At 73.4% G+C, this 15,532-nt stretch carries 17 protein-coding genes and 1 tRNA gene; 8 read left to right on the top strand and 10 right to left on the bottom strand.

The genetic code is table 11. The features are described from left to right. Positions 1-9 precede the first annotated feature (9 nt). Positions 10-1,548, bottom strand: a complete 1,539-nt coding sequence (locus Q2K19_RS04660; RefSeq protein WP_302767934.1) for a sugar transferase — start codon at positions 1,546-1,548, stop codon at positions 10-12. Positions 1,549-1,658: 110 nt separating this feature from the next. Further along, entirely contained in the window at positions 1,659-2,738 is a 1,080-nt protein-coding gene (locus Q2K19_RS04655; RefSeq protein WP_302767933.1) for an LCP family protein, read from the bottom strand. Between the two features lie 127 nt (positions 2,739-2,865). Between Q2K19_RS04655 and Q2K19_RS04650 the strand changes: the two genes are divergently transcribed. After that, positions 2,866-3,699, top strand: a complete 834-nt coding sequence (locus tag Q2K19_RS04650; protein ID WP_302767932.1) for a CmcI family methyltransferase — start codon at positions 2,866-2,868, stop codon at positions 3,697-3,699. A 21-nt stretch (positions 3,700-3,720) separates the two neighbouring features. Here the strand turns inward: Q2K19_RS04650 and Q2K19_RS04645 are convergent, their stop codons facing one another. From Q2K19_RS04645 to bcp, 4 genes are all read right to left on the bottom strand, one after another. After that, entirely contained in the window at positions 3,721-4,251 is a 531-nt protein-coding gene (locus tag Q2K19_RS04645) for a GNAT family N-acetyltransferase (protein WP_302767931.1), read from the bottom strand. Positions 4,252-4,315: 64 nt separating this feature from the next. Further along, positions 4,316-4,402, bottom strand: a tRNA-Leu gene (locus Q2K19_RS04640). A gap of 491 nt (positions 4,403-4,893) precedes the next feature. Further along, positions 4,894-5,274: a hypothetical protein gene (locus Q2K19_RS04635; RefSeq protein ID WP_302767930.1), complete on the bottom strand. Its 381-nt coding sequence runs from the start codon at positions 5,272-5,274 to the stop codon at positions 4,894-4,896. 31 nt (positions 5,275-5,305) lie between these two features. Next, positions 5,306-5,776 (bottom strand): thioredoxin-dependent thiol peroxidase, encoded by a 471-nt coding sequence (bcp, locus tag Q2K19_RS04630; RefSeq protein ID WP_302767929.1) that lies wholly within the window; start codon positions 5,774-5,776, stop codon positions 5,306-5,308. A 121-nt stretch (positions 5,777-5,897) separates the two neighbouring features. Here bcp and Q2K19_RS04625 point away from each other — a divergent pair, with 121 nt between their 5' ends. Genes Q2K19_RS04625 through Q2K19_RS04610 form a run of 4 tightly spaced genes read left to right on the top strand, consistent with a single transcriptional unit; the run spans position 5,898 to position 8,549 of the window. Beyond that, a complete protein-coding gene (locus Q2K19_RS04625; protein ID WP_302767928.1) occupies positions 5,898-6,617 on the top strand; it encodes an energy-coupling factor ABC transporter permease in 720 nt (239 codons plus the stop codon). After that, positions 6,614-7,009, top strand: coding sequence for a PDGLE domain-containing protein (locus Q2K19_RS04620; protein ID WP_302767927.1), 396 nt, complete (start codon positions 6,614-6,616; stop codon positions 7,007-7,009). Before Q2K19_RS04625 ends, Q2K19_RS04620 begins: the two co-directional genes overlap by 4 nt. A 14-nt stretch (positions 7,010-7,023) precedes the next feature. Beyond that, on the top strand, positions 7,024-7,794 hold the full coding sequence (cbiQ, locus tag Q2K19_RS04615; RefSeq protein WP_302767926.1) for a cobalt ECF transporter T component CbiQ: 771 nt from the start codon (positions 7,024-7,026) through the stop codon (positions 7,792-7,794). After that, positions 7,791-8,549, top strand: a complete 759-nt coding sequence (locus tag Q2K19_RS04610) for an energy-coupling factor ABC transporter ATP-binding protein (RefSeq protein WP_302767925.1) — start codon at positions 7,791-7,793, stop codon at positions 8,547-8,549. Before cbiQ ends, Q2K19_RS04610 begins: the two co-directional genes overlap by 4 nt. A gap of 111 nt (positions 8,550-8,660) precedes the next feature. On the opposite strand, the gene Q2K19_RS04605 is transcribed toward Q2K19_RS04610, so the two are convergent. The 4 genes from Q2K19_RS04605 to Q2K19_RS04590 are packed head-to-tail and all read right to left on the bottom strand — an operon-like array spanning position 8,661 to position 11,602. Next, on the bottom strand, positions 8,661-9,752 hold the full coding sequence (locus Q2K19_RS04605) for a hypothetical protein (protein WP_302767924.1): 1,092 nt from the start codon (positions 9,750-9,752) through the stop codon (positions 8,661-8,663). After that, positions 9,749-10,465 (bottom strand): DsbA family protein, encoded by a 717-nt coding sequence (locus tag Q2K19_RS04600; protein WP_302767923.1) that lies wholly within the window; start codon positions 10,463-10,465, stop codon positions 9,749-9,751. Before Q2K19_RS04600 ends, Q2K19_RS04605 begins: the two co-directional genes overlap by 4 nt. Beyond that, entirely contained in the window at positions 10,458-10,976 is a 519-nt protein-coding gene (locus Q2K19_RS04595; RefSeq protein WP_446839690.1) for a MauE/DoxX family redox-associated membrane protein, read from the bottom strand. The genes Q2K19_RS04600 and Q2K19_RS04595 overlap by 8 nt, the downstream gene beginning before the upstream one ends. 38 nt (positions 10,977-11,014) lie before the next feature. Next, positions 11,015-11,602 (bottom strand): sigma-70 family RNA polymerase sigma factor, encoded by a 588-nt coding sequence (locus Q2K19_RS04590; protein WP_302767922.1) that lies wholly within the window; start codon positions 11,600-11,602, stop codon positions 11,015-11,017. 278 nt (positions 11,603-11,880) lie between these two features. Between Q2K19_RS04590 and Q2K19_RS04585 the strand changes: the two genes are divergently transcribed. From Q2K19_RS04585 to Q2K19_RS33490, 3 genes are all read left to right on the top strand, one after another. Continuing rightward, entirely contained in the window at positions 11,881-13,593 is a 1,713-nt protein-coding gene (locus Q2K19_RS04585; RefSeq protein ID WP_302767921.1) for a copper resistance CopC/CopD family protein, read from the top strand. Between the two features lie 18 nt (positions 13,594-13,611). Continuing rightward, a complete protein-coding gene (locus Q2K19_RS04580; protein WP_302767920.1) occupies positions 13,612-14,337 on the top strand; it encodes a YcnI family copper-binding membrane protein in 726 nt (241 codons plus the stop codon). A 178-nt stretch (positions 14,338-14,515) separates the two neighbouring features. After that, positions 14,516-15,463: a hypothetical protein gene (locus tag Q2K19_RS33490; protein WP_446839691.1), complete on the top strand. Its 948-nt coding sequence runs from the start codon at positions 14,516-14,518 to the stop codon at positions 15,461-15,463. The last annotated feature ends 69 nt before the right edge of the window (positions 15,464-15,532 follow it).

Here is a 15,532-nt window from a genome sequence, read left to right as displayed (position 1 = left end):
CTGGTCCGGTCAACGACCGCCGCCGCGGAACACCTCCGCGACCGTACGCAGCACGACCTTGATGTCCAGCCAGAGCGACCAGTTCTCGACGTAGTAGTTGTCGAACCGGGCCCGATCGGAGATGGGCGTGTCGCCCCGCAGGCCACTGACCTGCGCCAGCCCGGTCAGGCCGACCGGCACCCGGTGACGCATGGCGTAGTTCGGGTACTCGGCGGAGAACTTCTCCACGAAGTACGGCCGCTCCGGCCGGGGACCGACCACGCTCATCTCCCCGCGCAGGATGTTCCAGAGCTGCGGCAGTTCGTCCAGCGACGTACGGCGCATGAACCGGCCGATCGGCCCGACCCGCCGGTCGTGCGCGATGGACCAGTTGGTCTGCGACTCGTGCTCGTCCACCGGGCGCATCGACCGGAACTTGATCACCTGGAACGGCTTGCCGTACCGGCCGATCCGCTCCTGGTGAAAGAAGACGCCGCGGCCGCCGTCGAGGAACGTCGCGATCACGCAGAGCAGCAGCACTGGGCTCAACAGGAGGAGCGCCAGGGTGGCGAGAACGACGTCGGAGGCGCGCTTGATGGCCCACCGCGGCCCGGTCAGCGTGGTGTCGCCGATCTGCACGATCGGAATCGCCCCGACGTGGTCGGGGTAGCCGCCGTGGGAGCGGGAGCCCCAGAGCCGGGGGACCGCCCAGAGGTCGCAGCGCGAGCTGACCGGACGGAGGAGGAACTCCATCAGCGTCGACTCGGGACAGTCGGGGTCGGCGATGACCAGGACGTCGCAGTTCAGCAGCCGGACGAGCTGCTCCAGGTCGTCGATGGTGCCGATCAGTGGCAGCCCGCCGGGCTCCTGCCGGGACGCCACGTCGACGCAGCCGACGAACCGCAGCCCGTACTGGGGGTAGCGGCGGAGCAGGCGGGCCAGCTCGGCGCCGATCGGGCCGCCGCCGACGACGATGGCGTTGTGCTCCAGCCAGCGGTGCCGGCGCGCGAAGACGATGAACTTCCGGGTGCACCCCCGGCCGATGATCACCAGCGCCGCGGAGATCGCAACGCCGTGCATGAACCCGCTGACGTACGGCACCGACTCGTGGCGGTAGGCCGCGATGATGGCCACCACCGCGCCGCAGGCCAGCAGCCGCCCGCCGAGGCTCGGCAGCTCGTCCAGGATGCTGAGGTGACGACGGGCCCGGTAGAGCCCGCCGGTGGCGAAGACGGCCACCGCGAGGGTGGCGTTGGCCAGGGTCCCGCGCCAGTAGTTCTGGGTCAGCAGCAGCGGCGCGAGCAGCGCCGCGACGTCGACCGGAACCGTCAGCATCCAGGCCCGCAGCCCGCGGGTCCGCTTCGAGGCCCGGGAGCTGGCGTACGGCAGCACCGCGGTCGTGTCGAGACCGGGTCGGGCCGGCACCGCGGCCGCGGGCTCGCCCGACAGTTGGACGGCCGGCACCACCGCGAGCAGGGGCTCGTCGCTCCCCGCAAGCGGCGCCGGCACCGGCTGCGGCGCTGCCTCGTCGAGCTGCGCAGGGTCTCTGGTCGCCGATTGGCCTGACATGTCGATCCTCCCCCGTGACAGCCCGGGGCCCACATGAAGCAGGCCCCGGGCGATCGAAGGATACGAGCGGGTCGGCCGCGCCAACAGAACCGGCACGGCACTGCCGGGTCCTACTTTCCGGCGGAAAGGATTTCCGCGACCGCGTCACGACGGACCGCGTCGAACAGCACCTTGGCCTTCGCCGTGTCCGCGAACACCACGCTCTCGGTGCCGACCCGGCCGGTCCCCTTCACCGGGCAGGTGTAGAACCCCAGGTTTCCGCTGCGCAGGTGGCGCAGCTCCATGGCCAGGTCCACGAGGGACATCGACTTGTCGACGGACACCGAGTTCGCCGTGGCCCTGACGAAGGAGTTCAGCTTGGTGGGGCTGCTCAGCGTGCCGCCGGACGCGGCCTTGTCGAGGATCGCCTTGATCACCTGCTGCTGGTGCTTGATCCGGGTGAAGTCGCCGTTGGCGAAGGCGTAGCGTTCCCGGGCGTAGTCCAGCGCGGCGGCCCCGTCCATGGTCTGCCGGCCCTTGACGAACTCCCGCCGGCCGTCCGGGTTCAGCGAGTGGGTCGAGGTGAAGCTCTGCTCGACGTCGATGTCGATGCCACCCAGGGCGTCGACGATCTCCTTGAAGCCGGAGAAGTCGACCATCGTCACGTGGTCGATGCGGACGCCGGTGAACTGCTCCACCGTCTGCACCATCAGCGGCACGCCGCCCCAGGCGTACGACGCGTTGATCTTCGCATCCCGGCCGCCGTGCTGGCCGTTCTTGGACCGCGGCACCGGCACCCAGGTGTCCCGCGGGATCGAGATGAGCTGGGCGCTCGACCGGTCCTTGGGCAGGTGGGCCAGGATGATGGTGTCGCTCCGGGAACCCCCGGTGTTCTCCGGGTCGCGCGAGTCGCTCCCCAGGATCATGATGTTCATGGCGCCCTTGGCCACGACCTGCGGCCGGGACTCCTCCGGCACGTCGTTGAAGGCGTCGACCCGCTCGATCGAGGAGTTGACCGAGCGGTAGTAGAGGCCGCCGGCCAGGAGGCCACCGCCGGTGAGCAGCACCACCACCAGCAGCACGATCAGGGCGATCCGCCGGCCCCGGCGGCGACGCGGAGCCGGTGTGACGTTCTCCTCAGCTTCGCCGTACTCCACTTCAGACATCGGGAAGCGGGTGTCGCGGTCGGCGAGCTGGTGGCGATCTGACATGTCCGCGATGCTACTGACTCGGGTTTCGGCGCGGGGACCCTCGTCCGGCCGGTCAGCTCCGGCCAGCCGGTCGGGGAATCAAAACTTTCCTCGCCGGTGGCAGCGCTGAGCTGGTACAACCGCACAGGTGGATGCAACGAAGCTCCGGCGGGCCATCGCCCGCACCCCGTTCGCGCCGGTCGCCGCCTTCCCCAAGCGGTTGGCCCGGGTCGCCCGGCACGACGCCCGCGTGCTGCGCACCTCCGCCCGCTGGCTGCTCACCTCCCGGGAGCACCACAACTACACGTACGACCTGACCAAGCTCAGCCGACACCACCTGGCCTGGTTCGTCAGCGTCGTCTGCGACGTCCCGGTCCGGCAGGTGCGCGGCTGGTTCGCCGAGATCGAGGGCGACGACAAGCTGCGCGGACACATCGAGACCGCCACCGCCACCGCCTCCCGCCGCGGCCTGGCCGACCGGCAGGTCCAGTACGCCCGTCGGATCGGCTGGTACGCGATCATCCGCGCCCGCAAGCCCGCCCACGTCGTCGAGACCGGCGTGGACAAGGGGCTCGGCAGCGTCGTCCTGGCCGCCGCCCTGCTGCGCAACGCCGCCGAGGGCCACCCCGGCCGGCTCACCTCCCTCGACATCAATCCCGAGGCCGGCTACCTGGCCCGCGCCACCCCCTGGGCCGAGGTGGTCGACCTGGTCATCGGCGACTCGGTCGCCTCGATCAACGCGCTGGACCGTCCGGTCGACCTCTTCCTGCACGACAGCGACCACAGCCGCGTACACGAGCGGAGCGAGTTCGAGGCGATCGAGGGCAAGCTCTCCACCGGGGCGATGCTCCTCACCGACAACGTCACCGCCACCAACGTCCTCGCCGAGCACGCCGAACGGACCGGCCGCCGGTTCCTCGCCTACCGGGAGACCCCCGCCCGGCACTGGTACCCCGGGGACGGCATCGGCGTCGCCTGGTGAGGGTCTCGTCCGCGCGGGCGGTCAGGCGGCCGGAGCCGCCAGGTCGAGCCACATGAAGATCTCGTCCCGGTCGTCGCCGGGGGCGAGACGCAGCGCGCGGGGCAGCCGCCCCACCTCCCGGTACCCGAGCCGGTCGTAGAACGACTCCAGCCCGAGACCGCCGCGGACGGTGACGTGCAGCGCGGCCAGGCCCAGCTCCCGGCCGATCCGCTCGGCCTCGCGCATCAGCGCGGCGCCGTACCCCCGGCCCTGGGTGTCCGGGTGGACCATCACCCGCTTGAGCACCCGCCAGTGGGTCTTCAGGTGGAACCGATGGTCCGCGATGATCAGGACGCCGACCGGGCGGTCCCCCTCGTAGCCCACCAGCAGCCGGTCCGACCCGTCGGCGATCTCGGCGAAGGTCGCCTCGGCCACGGGACGGACGTCGGCCACGGTTACCGGGGCGACGAAGCCGACCGCTCCGCCGGCGTTGGTGACGTCCACCCAGAGGGAGACGATCTGCTCGCGCAGCTCGGGGGTCAGATCGGGGTCGAGGACGAAACGCAGACTCACGCCCGCCATCCTGAGGGAACGGCGTGGCGTGAACCCACCTTCGTGATCCACACGACACCATCGTTGGTGCGGGAGAGGGGAGTCGAACCCCCACGTCCTTTCGGACAATAGGACCTAAACCTATCGCGCCTGCCGATTACGCCACTCCCGCGGACGTGCTGAGTCTAGAGCGTCGTGCCGCGACGGTCTGCAGTCCCGCCCGCCGCAGAATGTTCGACACGGTGCCGTGGCTGACCGCACATTCCCCGCCGGACGGTCCGGATGAGTTCGGCGAGCTTGCGCGGGCCGAGTTCCGGGTTGGTGCGGGCGTAACTGATGACGGTCTGTTCGAGAACCGGTCGGCGGGCCGGTCGGGGCGCGGGGGCGAGGGTACCCCGAGCTGCGAGGCGTGCCCGAAGCCGCGCGATGTGGTTGCGGTGACAGCCGATCTGGCGGGCGGCCTCGCTGGGACCGAGGGCACCCAGGTCGACCTGCCTGATGAGCTCCTCCGCCTCCCGCAGAGTCAGTGGCGCCGGTGGGACGGTCGGCGGGGCCGGATCGACGGGCGGTCCACCGCTGCGGTTACGACCCGCGTAGGTGTCGGTCTGGCTGTGACAGTTCGGGCAGAGGATCCGCAGATTGGGCGGCCGGTTGTCGAGAAAGTCACCGTTCACGTGGTCGACGTGCAGGGTCAGCGGGCGGCCGCGCCAGATCGGGGCCGACGCGACACTCCTCGCACTCCTCCGGCGCGCCGATGTCGCGCAGTGCCCAATTCAGCCGGGTGCCGGGCGTGCGTCGGGAGCCGACGGGCAGCCGTACGAGCAACTGCGAGGAGGTGGTCCGCCGCGCGCTCGGCTGGCCCTTGTTGTGGGCGCTGCGGGTGAAGTGCGAGGTGTCGATGCCGAAGCGCTTGAGCTGCCGGCTGATGTGGGCGTGCGAGCCGCCGCTGATCCGCACGCCGAGCAGCCGCATGACCTCGGTGACGCTCCGGGCCTGCGCCGCCGCTGCCGCCAGCGCCTCCGGGGAGTATCGGTACCGAACCACGCGCGGAGGGTAGCGGCGGCGTACGACAGGCTCAGTCGAGGCCGAGGTCCCGGCGCAGCTTGGCGACGTGCCCGGTGGCCTTGACGTTGTAGAGCGCCCGCTCGATCTTCCCGTCCTCGTCGACGACGAAGGTCGAGCGGATCACGCCGGTGACGGTCCGGCCGTACATCTGCTTCTCGCCGTACGCGCCGTACGCGGTCAGCACGGCCTTGTCGGTGTCGGCGACCAGCGGGAAGGTGATGGCGTCCCGGTCGCGGAACTTGGCGAGCTTCTCCGGCTTGTCGGGGGAGATGCCCACCACCTCGTAGCCGGCGGCCTGGAGCGAGGCGAGCGAGTCGCGGAAGTCGCAGGCCTGCTTGGTGCAGCCGGGCGTCATGGCGGCCGGGTAGGCGTACAGGATGACCTTGCGGCCGCGCAGGTCGGCCAGGGAGAGGGTCCCGCCGCTGTCGGTGGGGAGGGTGAATTCGGGGGCGGCGTCGCCGGGGCTGAGGCGGTCGGTCATGGCGTGACGATACCGCCGCCGGGCGGGGCGCGGCCGAAGGCGACGCACCATCCGGGTGATGATCACCATGGCTTGTTGCAAGGGATTGGCAACAACGACCACCCGCCAATAAGCTCACCGCGTGGAAACCCTGGCGATGCACATCTCGAACGGGATCATCGACGGTCCCGTCGCCGCGATCTTCGCGGCGCTCGCGCTCGCCGCGCTCACCTTCTGCGTGCTGCGCGGGCGCCGCGACCTCGACGACCGGCTGGCGCCGATGGCGGGCCTGGTCGCCGCCTTCATCTTCGCCGTGCAGATGCTCAACTTCCCGATCTTCACCGCCGGGGTCAGCGGACACCTGCTCGGCGGCGCGCTCGCCGCGCTGCTGGTCGGCCCCTGGGTGGGGGCGCTCTGCGTCGCCGTGGTCCTGATCGTGCAGGCCCTGATCTTCGGGGACGGCGGGGTGGCCATGCTCGGTCTCAACATCACCAACATGGCGCTGCTCGGCACCGCCGCCGGCTACCTGCTGATCGCGCTGCTGCTGCGGGTGCTGCCACGTACCTCGACCGGTCTCGCCGTCACCGCCTTCGTCTCCGCCCTGGTCAGCGTGGTGGTCGCCAGCCAGGGCTTCGTCCTGGAGTACTGGCTGGGCGGCACCACCGACCTGGGCGGCAACCTGACCGGGCTGGCCGGCACGATGGCCGGCGTCCACCTGCTGATCGGCATCGGCGAGGGCCTGATCACCGCGACCACCGTGGTCACCGTCGCGAAGGTCCGCCCCGACCTGGTGTACGCGCTGCGCGCCCTGAAGCCGGCCACGCCGGCTCCCGTCGTCCCGGTCGCCGGAGGTGCCCGATGAGCAGGCGGTCCTGGCCCTTCCTCCTCGGCGGCCTGCTGGTCGCCCTGCTGCTGGCCGGCGTGGTCAGCAACTACGCCTCGTCCCACCCGGACGGGCTGGACTCGTCGCTGCTCAAGGGCTGCACGGTGAACGCCGAGGGCGAGATCACCGGCGGGAGCTGCCCGGCCCAGCAGGCCCGGCACCACGAGCTGGCCGACAGCCCGCTGGCCGACTACGGCGTCCGTGGCGTCAGCAACGGCTTCCTCTCCACCGGGCTCTCCGGGGTGCTCGGCGTGTTGATCACCTTCGCCCTCGGCGGCGGCCTGTTCTGGCTGACCCGCCGCCGGGGCACCCCGTCCGGGACGGGCGACGCCGCCGACGAGCCGGCGGCGCGCCCCGCCGGCGTCCGCTGAGGGGGCGGCGGCCGATGGGTGCCGGGCACGCGCACGTGCTCTACCGCGAGTCCACCTCCCCGGTGCACCGCCTCGCGCCGGAGGTCAAGATCGCCGCGATGGTGTTGTTCACCGTCGCGGTGGTGGCCACGCCCCGCGAGGCGTACTGGGCCTTCGGCGGGTACGCCCTGCTGGTAGCGGTGGTGGCCGCGCTGGCCCGGGTCGGGCCGCGCTGGCTGCTCAGTCGGGCGCTGATCGAGCTGCCGTTCTTGCTCTTCGCGTTCGCGCTGCCGTTCTTCGGCACCGGCGAGCGGGTCGACGTGGCCGGGGCGAGCCTCTCGGTGGACGGGCTGCACGGCGCGTGGAACATCCTGGCCAAGGGCACGCTCGGGGTGCTCGCGTCGCTGCTGCTGGCGGCGACCACGACGACGCGGGACCTGATCGTCGGCCTGGACCGGCTGCGCTGCCCGCAGGTGCTCACCCAGATCGCCACCTTCATGCTGCGCTACCTGGACGTGCTGGTCGGGGAGGCCCGGCGGATGCGGGTGGCCCGGGTGTCCCGGGGTGACGACCCGCGCTTCCTCTGGCAGCTGCGCGGGTTCGCCGCCGGGGTGGGTGCGCTCTTCCTGCGCGCCTTCGAGCGCGGCGAGCGGGTCTACCTGGCCATGGTGTCGCGCGGCTACACCGGCCGGATGCCGGCGGTGTGGCAGGGCGCGGGCGCGGCCACCGCCGGGCAGTGGGCCGTCGCCGCGACGGTGCCGGCGATCGCGGCCACCATCGCCGCCGTCGCGCTCGTCCTGACATGATCGGGTACGTGCAGACCCCGCCCTCCCTGGACGTGCGTGGCGTCCGGTACGCGTACCCGGACGGTCACGTGGCCCTGCACGGGGTGGACCTGACCGTGCCGCGTGGCGACCGGGTGGCGCTGCTCGGGCCGAACGGCGCCGGCAAGACGACGCTGGTGCTGCACCTCAACGGCATCCTCACCCCGACCGAGGGGACGGTCAGCGTCGGCGGCCTGACGGTCAGCCGGGACCGGGAGACCCTCGCGGAGATCCGCCGCCGGGTGGGCATCGTCTTCCAGGATCCCGACGACCAGCTCTTCCTGCCGACCGTGGCCGAGGACGTCGCGTTCGGGCCGGCGAACCTGGGGCTGCGCGGGGCGGAGCTGGCCGCCCGGGTGGACGAGGCGCTGGCCGCGGTCGGGATGAGCGAGCACCGGGACCGGGCGCCGCACCACCTCTCCTTCGGCCAGCGGCGCCGGGTGGCGGTGGCCACCGTGCTCGCCATGCACCCGGAGATCCTGGTCCTCGACGAGCCGTCGTCGAACCTCGACCCGGCCGCCCGGCGGGAGCTGGCGGAGATCCTGCGCGGCCTGCCGGTGACCCTGCTGATGGTCACCCACGACCTGCCGTACGCGGCGGAGCTCTGCACCCGCTCGGTGATCCTCGACGCCGGCCGCGTCGTCGCCGACGCCCCCACCCTCGACATCCTCACCGACGAGCCCCTCCTGACCGCCCACCGCCTCGAACTCCCCTACGGCTTCGCCCCCCGTCCCTGACCCGCCCGCCCGCCCGCCGCGATCTTGCACTTCCTGCCCGGGCAAAAAGGGCGAACGCCGCCAACCACGGGCCGCAACTGCAAGATCGACGAGGGCTGGCGGGGCCGGGGGTCAGCGGGGAACGGGGGTGGGGTGGGCGGTGTGGGCGGTGCGGGCGGCGGTGTGCAGGCGGAGGAGGCCGGCGGCGACCGCGCCGGCGCCGGTGGCCAGGGCCAGGGTGACCAGGATCCGGGCGAGGCCGGCCGGCCAGGAGACCGGGACCACCGAGCGGGACAGCACGGCGAGGTTCGCCACCCCGGCGAAGAGCACCAGGCAGGCCCCGGCCAGGGCGAGCGCGAAGTCGGCCGCCCCCCGGCGGGTCAGCGCGTACCCGCCGGCGGCGAGTGCGCCGAGCCCGGTGAGCAGCGCCCAGGGCTGCCCGGTGAGCAGCCCGAGCAGCAGCCCGCCGACGCCCTCGGCGCCGGCGTCCAGGGCCCGGCCGACGGTGAACGCCACGGTGGCCAGCCCGCCGAGGGCGAGCAGGGCGCCGACCCCGCGCAGCGCTCGGACGCCGGTCGCCGTGCCGGCCGGGACCAGCCCGGCCGCGCCGATCAGCAGGAAGCCGAGCGTGGCGGCCACCCACCACGGGTACGGGTCCGGCGGCGGCACCCAGTCCAGGGTGCCGCGTACCTCGATCGTCCGATCCCCGGCGCGCAGCGGCACCACCCAGTCGCGGATCCGCTGCTCCCGGCTCGGGTCGGCGCTGACCTGCGGCGGCGGGCCGGATTCCCGCCAGAGCGTCCGCTGGTCGTGCCAGCGGGCCGACGGGCCGTCGGAGATGCGCCGCCAGACCGGCGTGGCCGCCGGATCGGCCTCGGGGGAGAGCTGGGTGTCGCCGGCGATGGTCCGGTTCAGGTAGGTGGCGGGGGAGCGGGTGTTCTCGTACACCCCGCCCGGGCCGATCCGCAGGTAGGGCTCCCCGGAGTAGCCGAGCACCTCGACGTCCTGGCCGGTGGTGTTGGTCAGCTCCAACCGGGCGCCCGCCTCGACCATCCGGGCGGTGAGGCCCGGTCGGGCGGGGCTGACCGCGCTGGTCTCGGCCCGGTAGTTGGTGCCGTCGGGGGCGTCCGCGCCGTGCGCGGCGGCCGGGGTGGCGGGGGCGAGGAGGGCGGCGAGCGCGGCGGTGACGACCAGCCCCACCCGCCGCAGCGGTACGCGGATCACTTGCCGGCCGCCTCCACCGCCGCCTTGATCCCGTCGGGGCTGCGGTCCTGGAGGTCCTGGCCGTTGACCTTGATGGTCGGGGTGCCGGTGACGCCGGCCTTGCTGGCCTCGTCGGTGACGTGCGCGGTCCACGACTTGTAGGTGCCGTCCTTGACGCAGGAGCCGAAGTCGTCCCGGTTCAGCCCGACGCCCGCGCCGATGTCGATCAGCTCGTCGTCGCTGAGCCCGGCGCTGTTCTCCGGCGGCTGCTTCGCGAAGAGCTGGTCGGTGAACTCCTTGAACTTGCCACCCTGGGCGGCGCAGCCGGAGGCGGCCGAGGCGCGGGTGGAGTACTCGGTGGTGGAGAAGCGGTTCAGGAAGGCGACCGGGTGGAAGACCACCTGCACCTTGCCGTCCGTGATCAACTGGTTGATGGTCGGCCCGCTGGTCTCCTGGAACTGCTTGCACACCGGGCAGAGATAGTCCTCGTACAGGTCGACGGTGACCTTGCCCTGGCCGATGAGGATGCCGGTGCCGGTGTGGTTGGCGCCGGTCGGAGCGGTGTAGGTCGTCGACTTCTGGCTGGAGTACACGGCCCAGCCGATCAGGCCGGCGATCACCAGCACCACCACCGCGGCGATCGAGGTGATGATCGTGCGGGTGCGCCGCTTCTCCCGGGCGATCTGCTGGCGGACCACCCGGGCCGCGTTCTTCTGTCCCTTGCGACTACTCATCCTCGCCCTCCACGGATGGTTCGCCCGCCAGCCAGCCGTCCAGCGAGAACGGGGTGCGGGGCCGGCTCAGCAGGAATCCGGCCAGTACCAGGAATCCCAGGTCCCGGAGGATCTCCGGGAGGTAGCTCGGGGCCTGGCCGGCGGCGAGCTGGCCGCCGCTGCCGAAGCACCCGCAGTCGATGGCCAGGCCGCGCGCCCAGGCCGAGGCGATGCCGGTGATGAAGACCACCAGCAGCGCCGTGGAGACGCCGGCGGCCATCCGGGTGGCGAGCCCGAGGAGCAGGAGTACGCCGAGCGCCAGCTCCACGAAGGGCAGCGCCGCGCCGATCACGGCCGCCACGTCGTAGGGCATCAGCTGGTAGGCGTTGACCGCCCGGCCGGAGGCGCCGAGGTCGCCGACCTTGCTGCCGCCGGCGACCAACCAGACGGCGGCCAGCCCGAGCCGCGCGGCGACGCTCAGCCAGGGCCGGAGGGTGACCCAGCGGGCGGCGGGGATCCGAGGTGTGCTCACGGTCATTTGTCGGGTGGGCTCCGCGAAAGGTTCCATCGTCATCCGGTCAGCGCGTCGCCGGCGGCGTCGACCAGGTCGCCGCGGGCCCGGGCGACCCGGGAGCGGATGGTGCCGACCGGCACCCCCTCCACCGCCGCGGCCTCGGCGTACGACAGGCCGAGCAGCTGGGTGAGCACGAACGCGGCGCGCCGGTCGGCGGGGAGCCGGCGGACCAGGTCGGTGGCGCCGAGCTGTCCGGCCGGGTCGGGGTAGGGGTGGTCGGTGGCCGCCTGCGCGGCGAGCCGTTCGTCGAGTCGCCGCCGGCGGATCACGGTGCGCAGGTGGTCGGCGCAGGCCCGCCGGGCGATGCCGAGCAGCCAGGTCCGCGCGCTCGACCGCCCCTCGAACCCGGGCAGCGCCCGGAACGCCCGCAGGTACGTCTCCTGGGTCAGGTCGTCCGCGCTGTCCGGGTCGACCAGGGCGGCGGCGAAGCGCCACACCTCGGTCTGGGTGGCCCGGACGAAGGCGGCCTGGGCGGCCGGGTCGCCGGCGCGGGCGGTCAGCGCCCAGTGGGTCGCCGGGTCCCGCGCAGCGTCGTGCCCCGCATCGGGGCGGTCGGCGCCGGTGTCGCGCGGGGCGGGGATCACGTCACCCGAGGTTACGCGGGGTAGCTGTGCCGGACAGGGTCCTTCGGCCCATTCCATGACCCGGGCCACGCCGGGAACTTTTTCCGCCCGCCCGCCGACTACCCGGGCATGACGTGCGACGAGCCGGCTCAGCTGGCCGCGGTGGCGCCGGCCAGCCGGCTCTCGGCCCCGGGCCGGGCCGGCGGGGAGCTCCCGCGCCCGCTGCCCACCCCGTCCCGCCCGGGACGCGGATGAGGCCGGGTCGCCGTTCGCGGGGCGGTTCGGGAAGCATGATGGTCATGACTGCTGCCGTACACCGCCGGCCCGGGGCCGCCGCCGATCGTCGGGCCGACCGACGGGCCGTCGCCGACCGTCGCTGGGCCGCCCGGCTGGGTACCGCCGCCGGCCTGCTGGTCACGCTCGTCGCGCTGCTGCTCGCCCCGGCCACCCCGGCCAGCGCCCACGCGGTGCTGGTGAGCACCAGCCCGACCGCCTCCGCCGTGGTGCCGAACGCGCCCGCCGAGGTGGTGCTGACCTTCAGCGAGGGGGTCCGCAAGGTCCCCGGCAAGATCCGGGTGATCGCCCCCGACGGCTCCCGGGCCGACCGGGGTGAGCCGACGTTCAAGGGCGCGGTGGTGACGATCCCGGTGGACTCCTCCGGCGCGCGCGGCACCTACCTGGTGAGCTACCGGGTGATCTCCGCCGACAGCCACCCGGTCTCCGGGGCGTTCACCTACTCGGTGGGCGCGCCGTCGACCCCGCCGAGCGACACCGGCACGGACACCCGGGCCGACCCGGTGGTGGAGAACGCGGTCAAGGTGGCGAAGTACCTCGGCTACCTGGGCCTGCTGTTGCTGGTCGGCCCGGCCCTGGTGCTGGCCGCGCTCTGGCCGCGCCGGCTGTCCCGGCGCGGGCCGGCCCGGCTGGCCTGGTCCGGCCTGGGCGTGCTGGCCGTGGCCACCCTCGCCGAGCTGTGGTTGCAGGTGCCCTACACCAACGGCGGCGGCCTGTTCGAGGCGACCGGCGCCGGTCTCGGCGACGTGCTCGGCAGCGCGTACGGCACCGCGCACCTGGTCCGGCTGGGTCTGCTCGCCGCGGCGGCGTTCCTGCTCCGGCCGCTCTTCGCCGGGCCGCCGGGCCGCACCGACGGGATCATCCTGGCCATCCTCGGCGGGGCGACGCTGTTCACCTGGCCGCTGGCCGGCCACCCGGCGGCCTCCCCGGCGCCGGCGGTCTCGGTCGTGGTGGACGCGGTGCACCTGGGCAGCATGGCCGTCTGGCTGGGCGGCCTGGTGATGCTCGCGGCCTTCCTGCTGCGCCGGGCCAACGAGCGGGAGCTGGATGCGATCCTGCCGATCTGGTCCCGCTGGGCGGCCCTGGCGGTGGCGGCGCTGCTGCTCGCCGGCACCGTGCAGGGGTTGATCGAGGTGGCCACCCCGAAGGCGCTGATCGACACCACGTACGGTCAGCTGCTGCTCGCCAAGATCGTGCTGTTCGCGCTGGTGATCGGGGTGGCCGCGTACTCCAGGTCGCTGGTGCGGCGGCGGGCTGCCGCGGGCCGGCCGGGGACGATGCGCCGAGCGGTGATCGCGGAGCTCGCGATCACCGCGGTGGTGCTCGGCGTCACGGCCAACCTGGTGCAGACCACACCCGCGCGGACCGCCTCCGCCAACGTGGCTGGTGCGCCCGCCGGCTACTTCTCCACCACGCTGTCCAGCCCGATCTACTCGTTGCAGGTGGAGATCGACCCGGCGGAGCGCGGCAACAACTCGCTGCACCTCTACGCGTACACGAAGGACAACCGGCCGCAGCCGGTCAAGGAGTGGAAGGCCACGGCCGCGCTGCCGTCGGCCGGCATCGAGCCGATCGAGATCCCGCTGCTGCCGCTGACCGACAACCACGCCACCGGCGAGATCAACCTGCCGGCGGCGGGGCAGTGGCAGCTCCGCTTCACCGTCCGCACGTCCGACATCGACCAGGCCACGGTGACCGCCACCGTGCCCGTCAAGTAACGGAAGGCTCTCCGACCCATGATCCGATTCCGGCGCCCGGCAACCGCTGCCGCGCTCACGCTCGCCGCCGTCGCCACGGCCGTGTTCGGCCTCGCGGGTGCCGCCTCGGCGCACGTCACGATCAACCCGAAGGAGGCGACCCAGGGCGGCTACGGCCGGTTCGACTTCCGGGTGCCGAACGAGAGCGACACGGCGTCGACCACCAAGGTGGAGGTGGTGTTGCCGGAGAACGCGCCGCTCGGATCGGTCTCCACCAAGCCGGTGGCCGGGTGGACGGTCGCGGTGGAGAAGCGCAAGGTGGACCCGCCGATCGAGGTGCACGGCAGCCAGCTCACCGAGGCGGTGTCGAAGCTGACCTGGACCGCGACGGCCGGTGGCGGGGTCAAGCCGGGCGAGTTCCAGGAGTTCCCGGTGTCGATGGGGCCGCTGCCGCAGGTCGACAAGATGGTGTTCAAGGTCCTCCAGACCTACTCGGACGGCAACGTGTCGCGCTGGATCGAGGAGCCGACGCCGGGCGCGGAGGAGCCGGAGAACCCGGCGCCGGTGCTCACCCTGACCGCCGCCTCGGCGTCCGCGTCGCCCGTCGCGAGCGCCGCGCCGGCCGCGTCGGGCGGTGACGACGACTCCGACTCCGGCGCCGCCACCGCGTTCGGGCTGGCCGGCCTGGTCGCCGGCCTGGCCGGCCTGATCCTCGGCGGGCTGGCCTTCCTGCGCACCCGCCGGGAGCCCACGCCGAAGTCCTGACCCGCTTCGAAGTCGCCGGCCCGTCGGATCTTCCGGCGGGCCGGCGTGCGTTCTGCGGTCCCGCCAGATGCTTGCCGTGGATATCCGGTGATTGGGCGGTTCGCGTCGGTAAGGTCGGCCGGGTAATTGGCTACCGAGGGGGACGACGCGAATGCGGTTCGTGCGAACGATCGCCGGCATGCTGCTCTTGATCGTGGGGATTCCAGTGCTGCTGACCGGCGTCGGCCTCTGGGCCGCCGCCCGGCACGCCGACCCGGACGGCAGCTTCGGCGCCCGCTTCGAGACGGTCCGTACCCCGGGGCAGGCCGTGGTGGTCACCGACGTGGACCGCCTGCTCCGCGCCGAGGCGCCCTTCACCCGGACCGGGCAGGCCCGGCTGCGGCTGACCGCGCGCACCGCCGATGGCCCGGCCTTCCTCGGCCTGGCCCCCACCGACCAGGTGGGACGCTGGCTGGCCGCGACCCCGCACGCCACCGTCGACCGGGTGGCCCTCGCGCGCGGCCCGCTGCCGGTGCGCCTGCAGCCGGCCGGCCCGGCCGTCGCCGGCACCGCCACCGCTGCCCCGCTCGATCAGGACTTCTGGGTACGCGAGGGGATCGGCGCGCTGGAGTGGAGCCCGGCCGAGCTGGCCGACCGGTCGCTGAGCCTGGTGGTGATGCGGCCGGACGGGCGGGCCGACCTGGCCCTGGAGCTGCGGGCGCAGCTGCGGGTCGGGTGGTTCCCGGGCGCGGCCTGGGCGCTGCTCGCCGGCGGCTTGCTGCTGGTCGCCCTCGCCGTGGTGGTGCTGCTGCGGCCGGTGCGGCCGCGCGAGGTGGTCTTTGTCGTCGAGCCGGACCAGGTGCCGGTGCTCGCCGGCCGGCTCGGGGTGAGCTCGCTCAGTGGGCTGGGGGCGCGGCCGGAGCGGTCGCCCCTGCCCGAGCGGCAACTGGTCGCCGTGGGCACGGTGCACGCCGAGCGCGCCCGGGCGGCGATCGGGCCGGTGCCCAGGCGCCGCCCGGAGACCCTGGCCGACCTGCCCGGCGGTCCGGCGTGGTCGTGGCCGCCGGCCACGACCGCCGAGACACCCCGTCCGTCGGGGGTGGACGGTGCGGCGCGACCGGCCTCGCCAGGGGACGCGGACGGCTGACCTCCCGCCGAACGGCCGGTGGCCCTCCGCGCTGCCGACACGGAGGGCCACCGTCACCGGGGGATCGGT

Origin of the sequence: Micromonospora sp. NBRC 110009, assembly GCF_030518795.1 — a bacterium.
GTDB lineage: Bacteria > Actinomycetota > Actinomycetes > Mycobacteriales > Micromonosporaceae > Micromonospora.
The sequence above is the reverse complement of the archived record's forward strand: the minus strand, read 5'-3'. Positions and strand labels throughout refer to the sequence as shown.

Coding starts and splice junctions, on each gene's coding strand:
- Q2K19_RS33490 (WP_446839691.1), top strand. CDS start 14,516: ATGCTGCTCTTGATCGTGGGGATTCCAGTGCTGCTGACCGGCGTCGGC.
- bcp (WP_302767929.1), bottom strand. CDS start 5,776: ATGACCGACCGCCTCAGCCCCGGCGACGCCGCCCCCGAATTCACCCTC.
- Q2K19_RS04655 (WP_302767933.1), bottom strand. CDS start 2,738: ATGTCAGATCGCCACCAGCTCGCCGACCGCGACACCCGCTTCCCGATG.
- Q2K19_RS04600 (WP_302767923.1), bottom strand. CDS start 10,465: ATGAGTAGTCGCAAGGGACAGAAGAACGCGGCCCGGGTGGTCCGCCAG.
- Q2K19_RS04585 (WP_302767921.1), top strand. CDS start 11,881: ATGACTGCTGCCGTACACCGCCGGCCCGGGGCCGCCGCCGATCGTCGG.
- Q2K19_RS04580 (WP_302767920.1), top strand. CDS start 13,612: ATGATCCGATTCCGGCGCCCGGCAACCGCTGCCGCGCTCACGCTCGCC.
- Q2K19_RS04610 (WP_302767925.1), top strand. CDS start 7,791: ATGATCGGGTACGTGCAGACCCCGCCCTCCCTGGACGTGCGTGGCGTC.
- Q2K19_RS04660 (WP_302767934.1), bottom strand. CDS start 1,548: ATGTCAGGCCAATCGGCGACCAGAGACCCTGCGCAGCTCGACGAGGCA.
- cbiQ (WP_302767926.1), top strand. CDS start 7,024: ATGGGTGCCGGGCACGCGCACGTGCTCTACCGCGAGTCCACCTCCCCG.
- Q2K19_RS04620 (WP_302767927.1), top strand. CDS start 6,614: ATGAGCAGGCGGTCCTGGCCCTTCCTCCTCGGCGGCCTGCTGGTCGCC.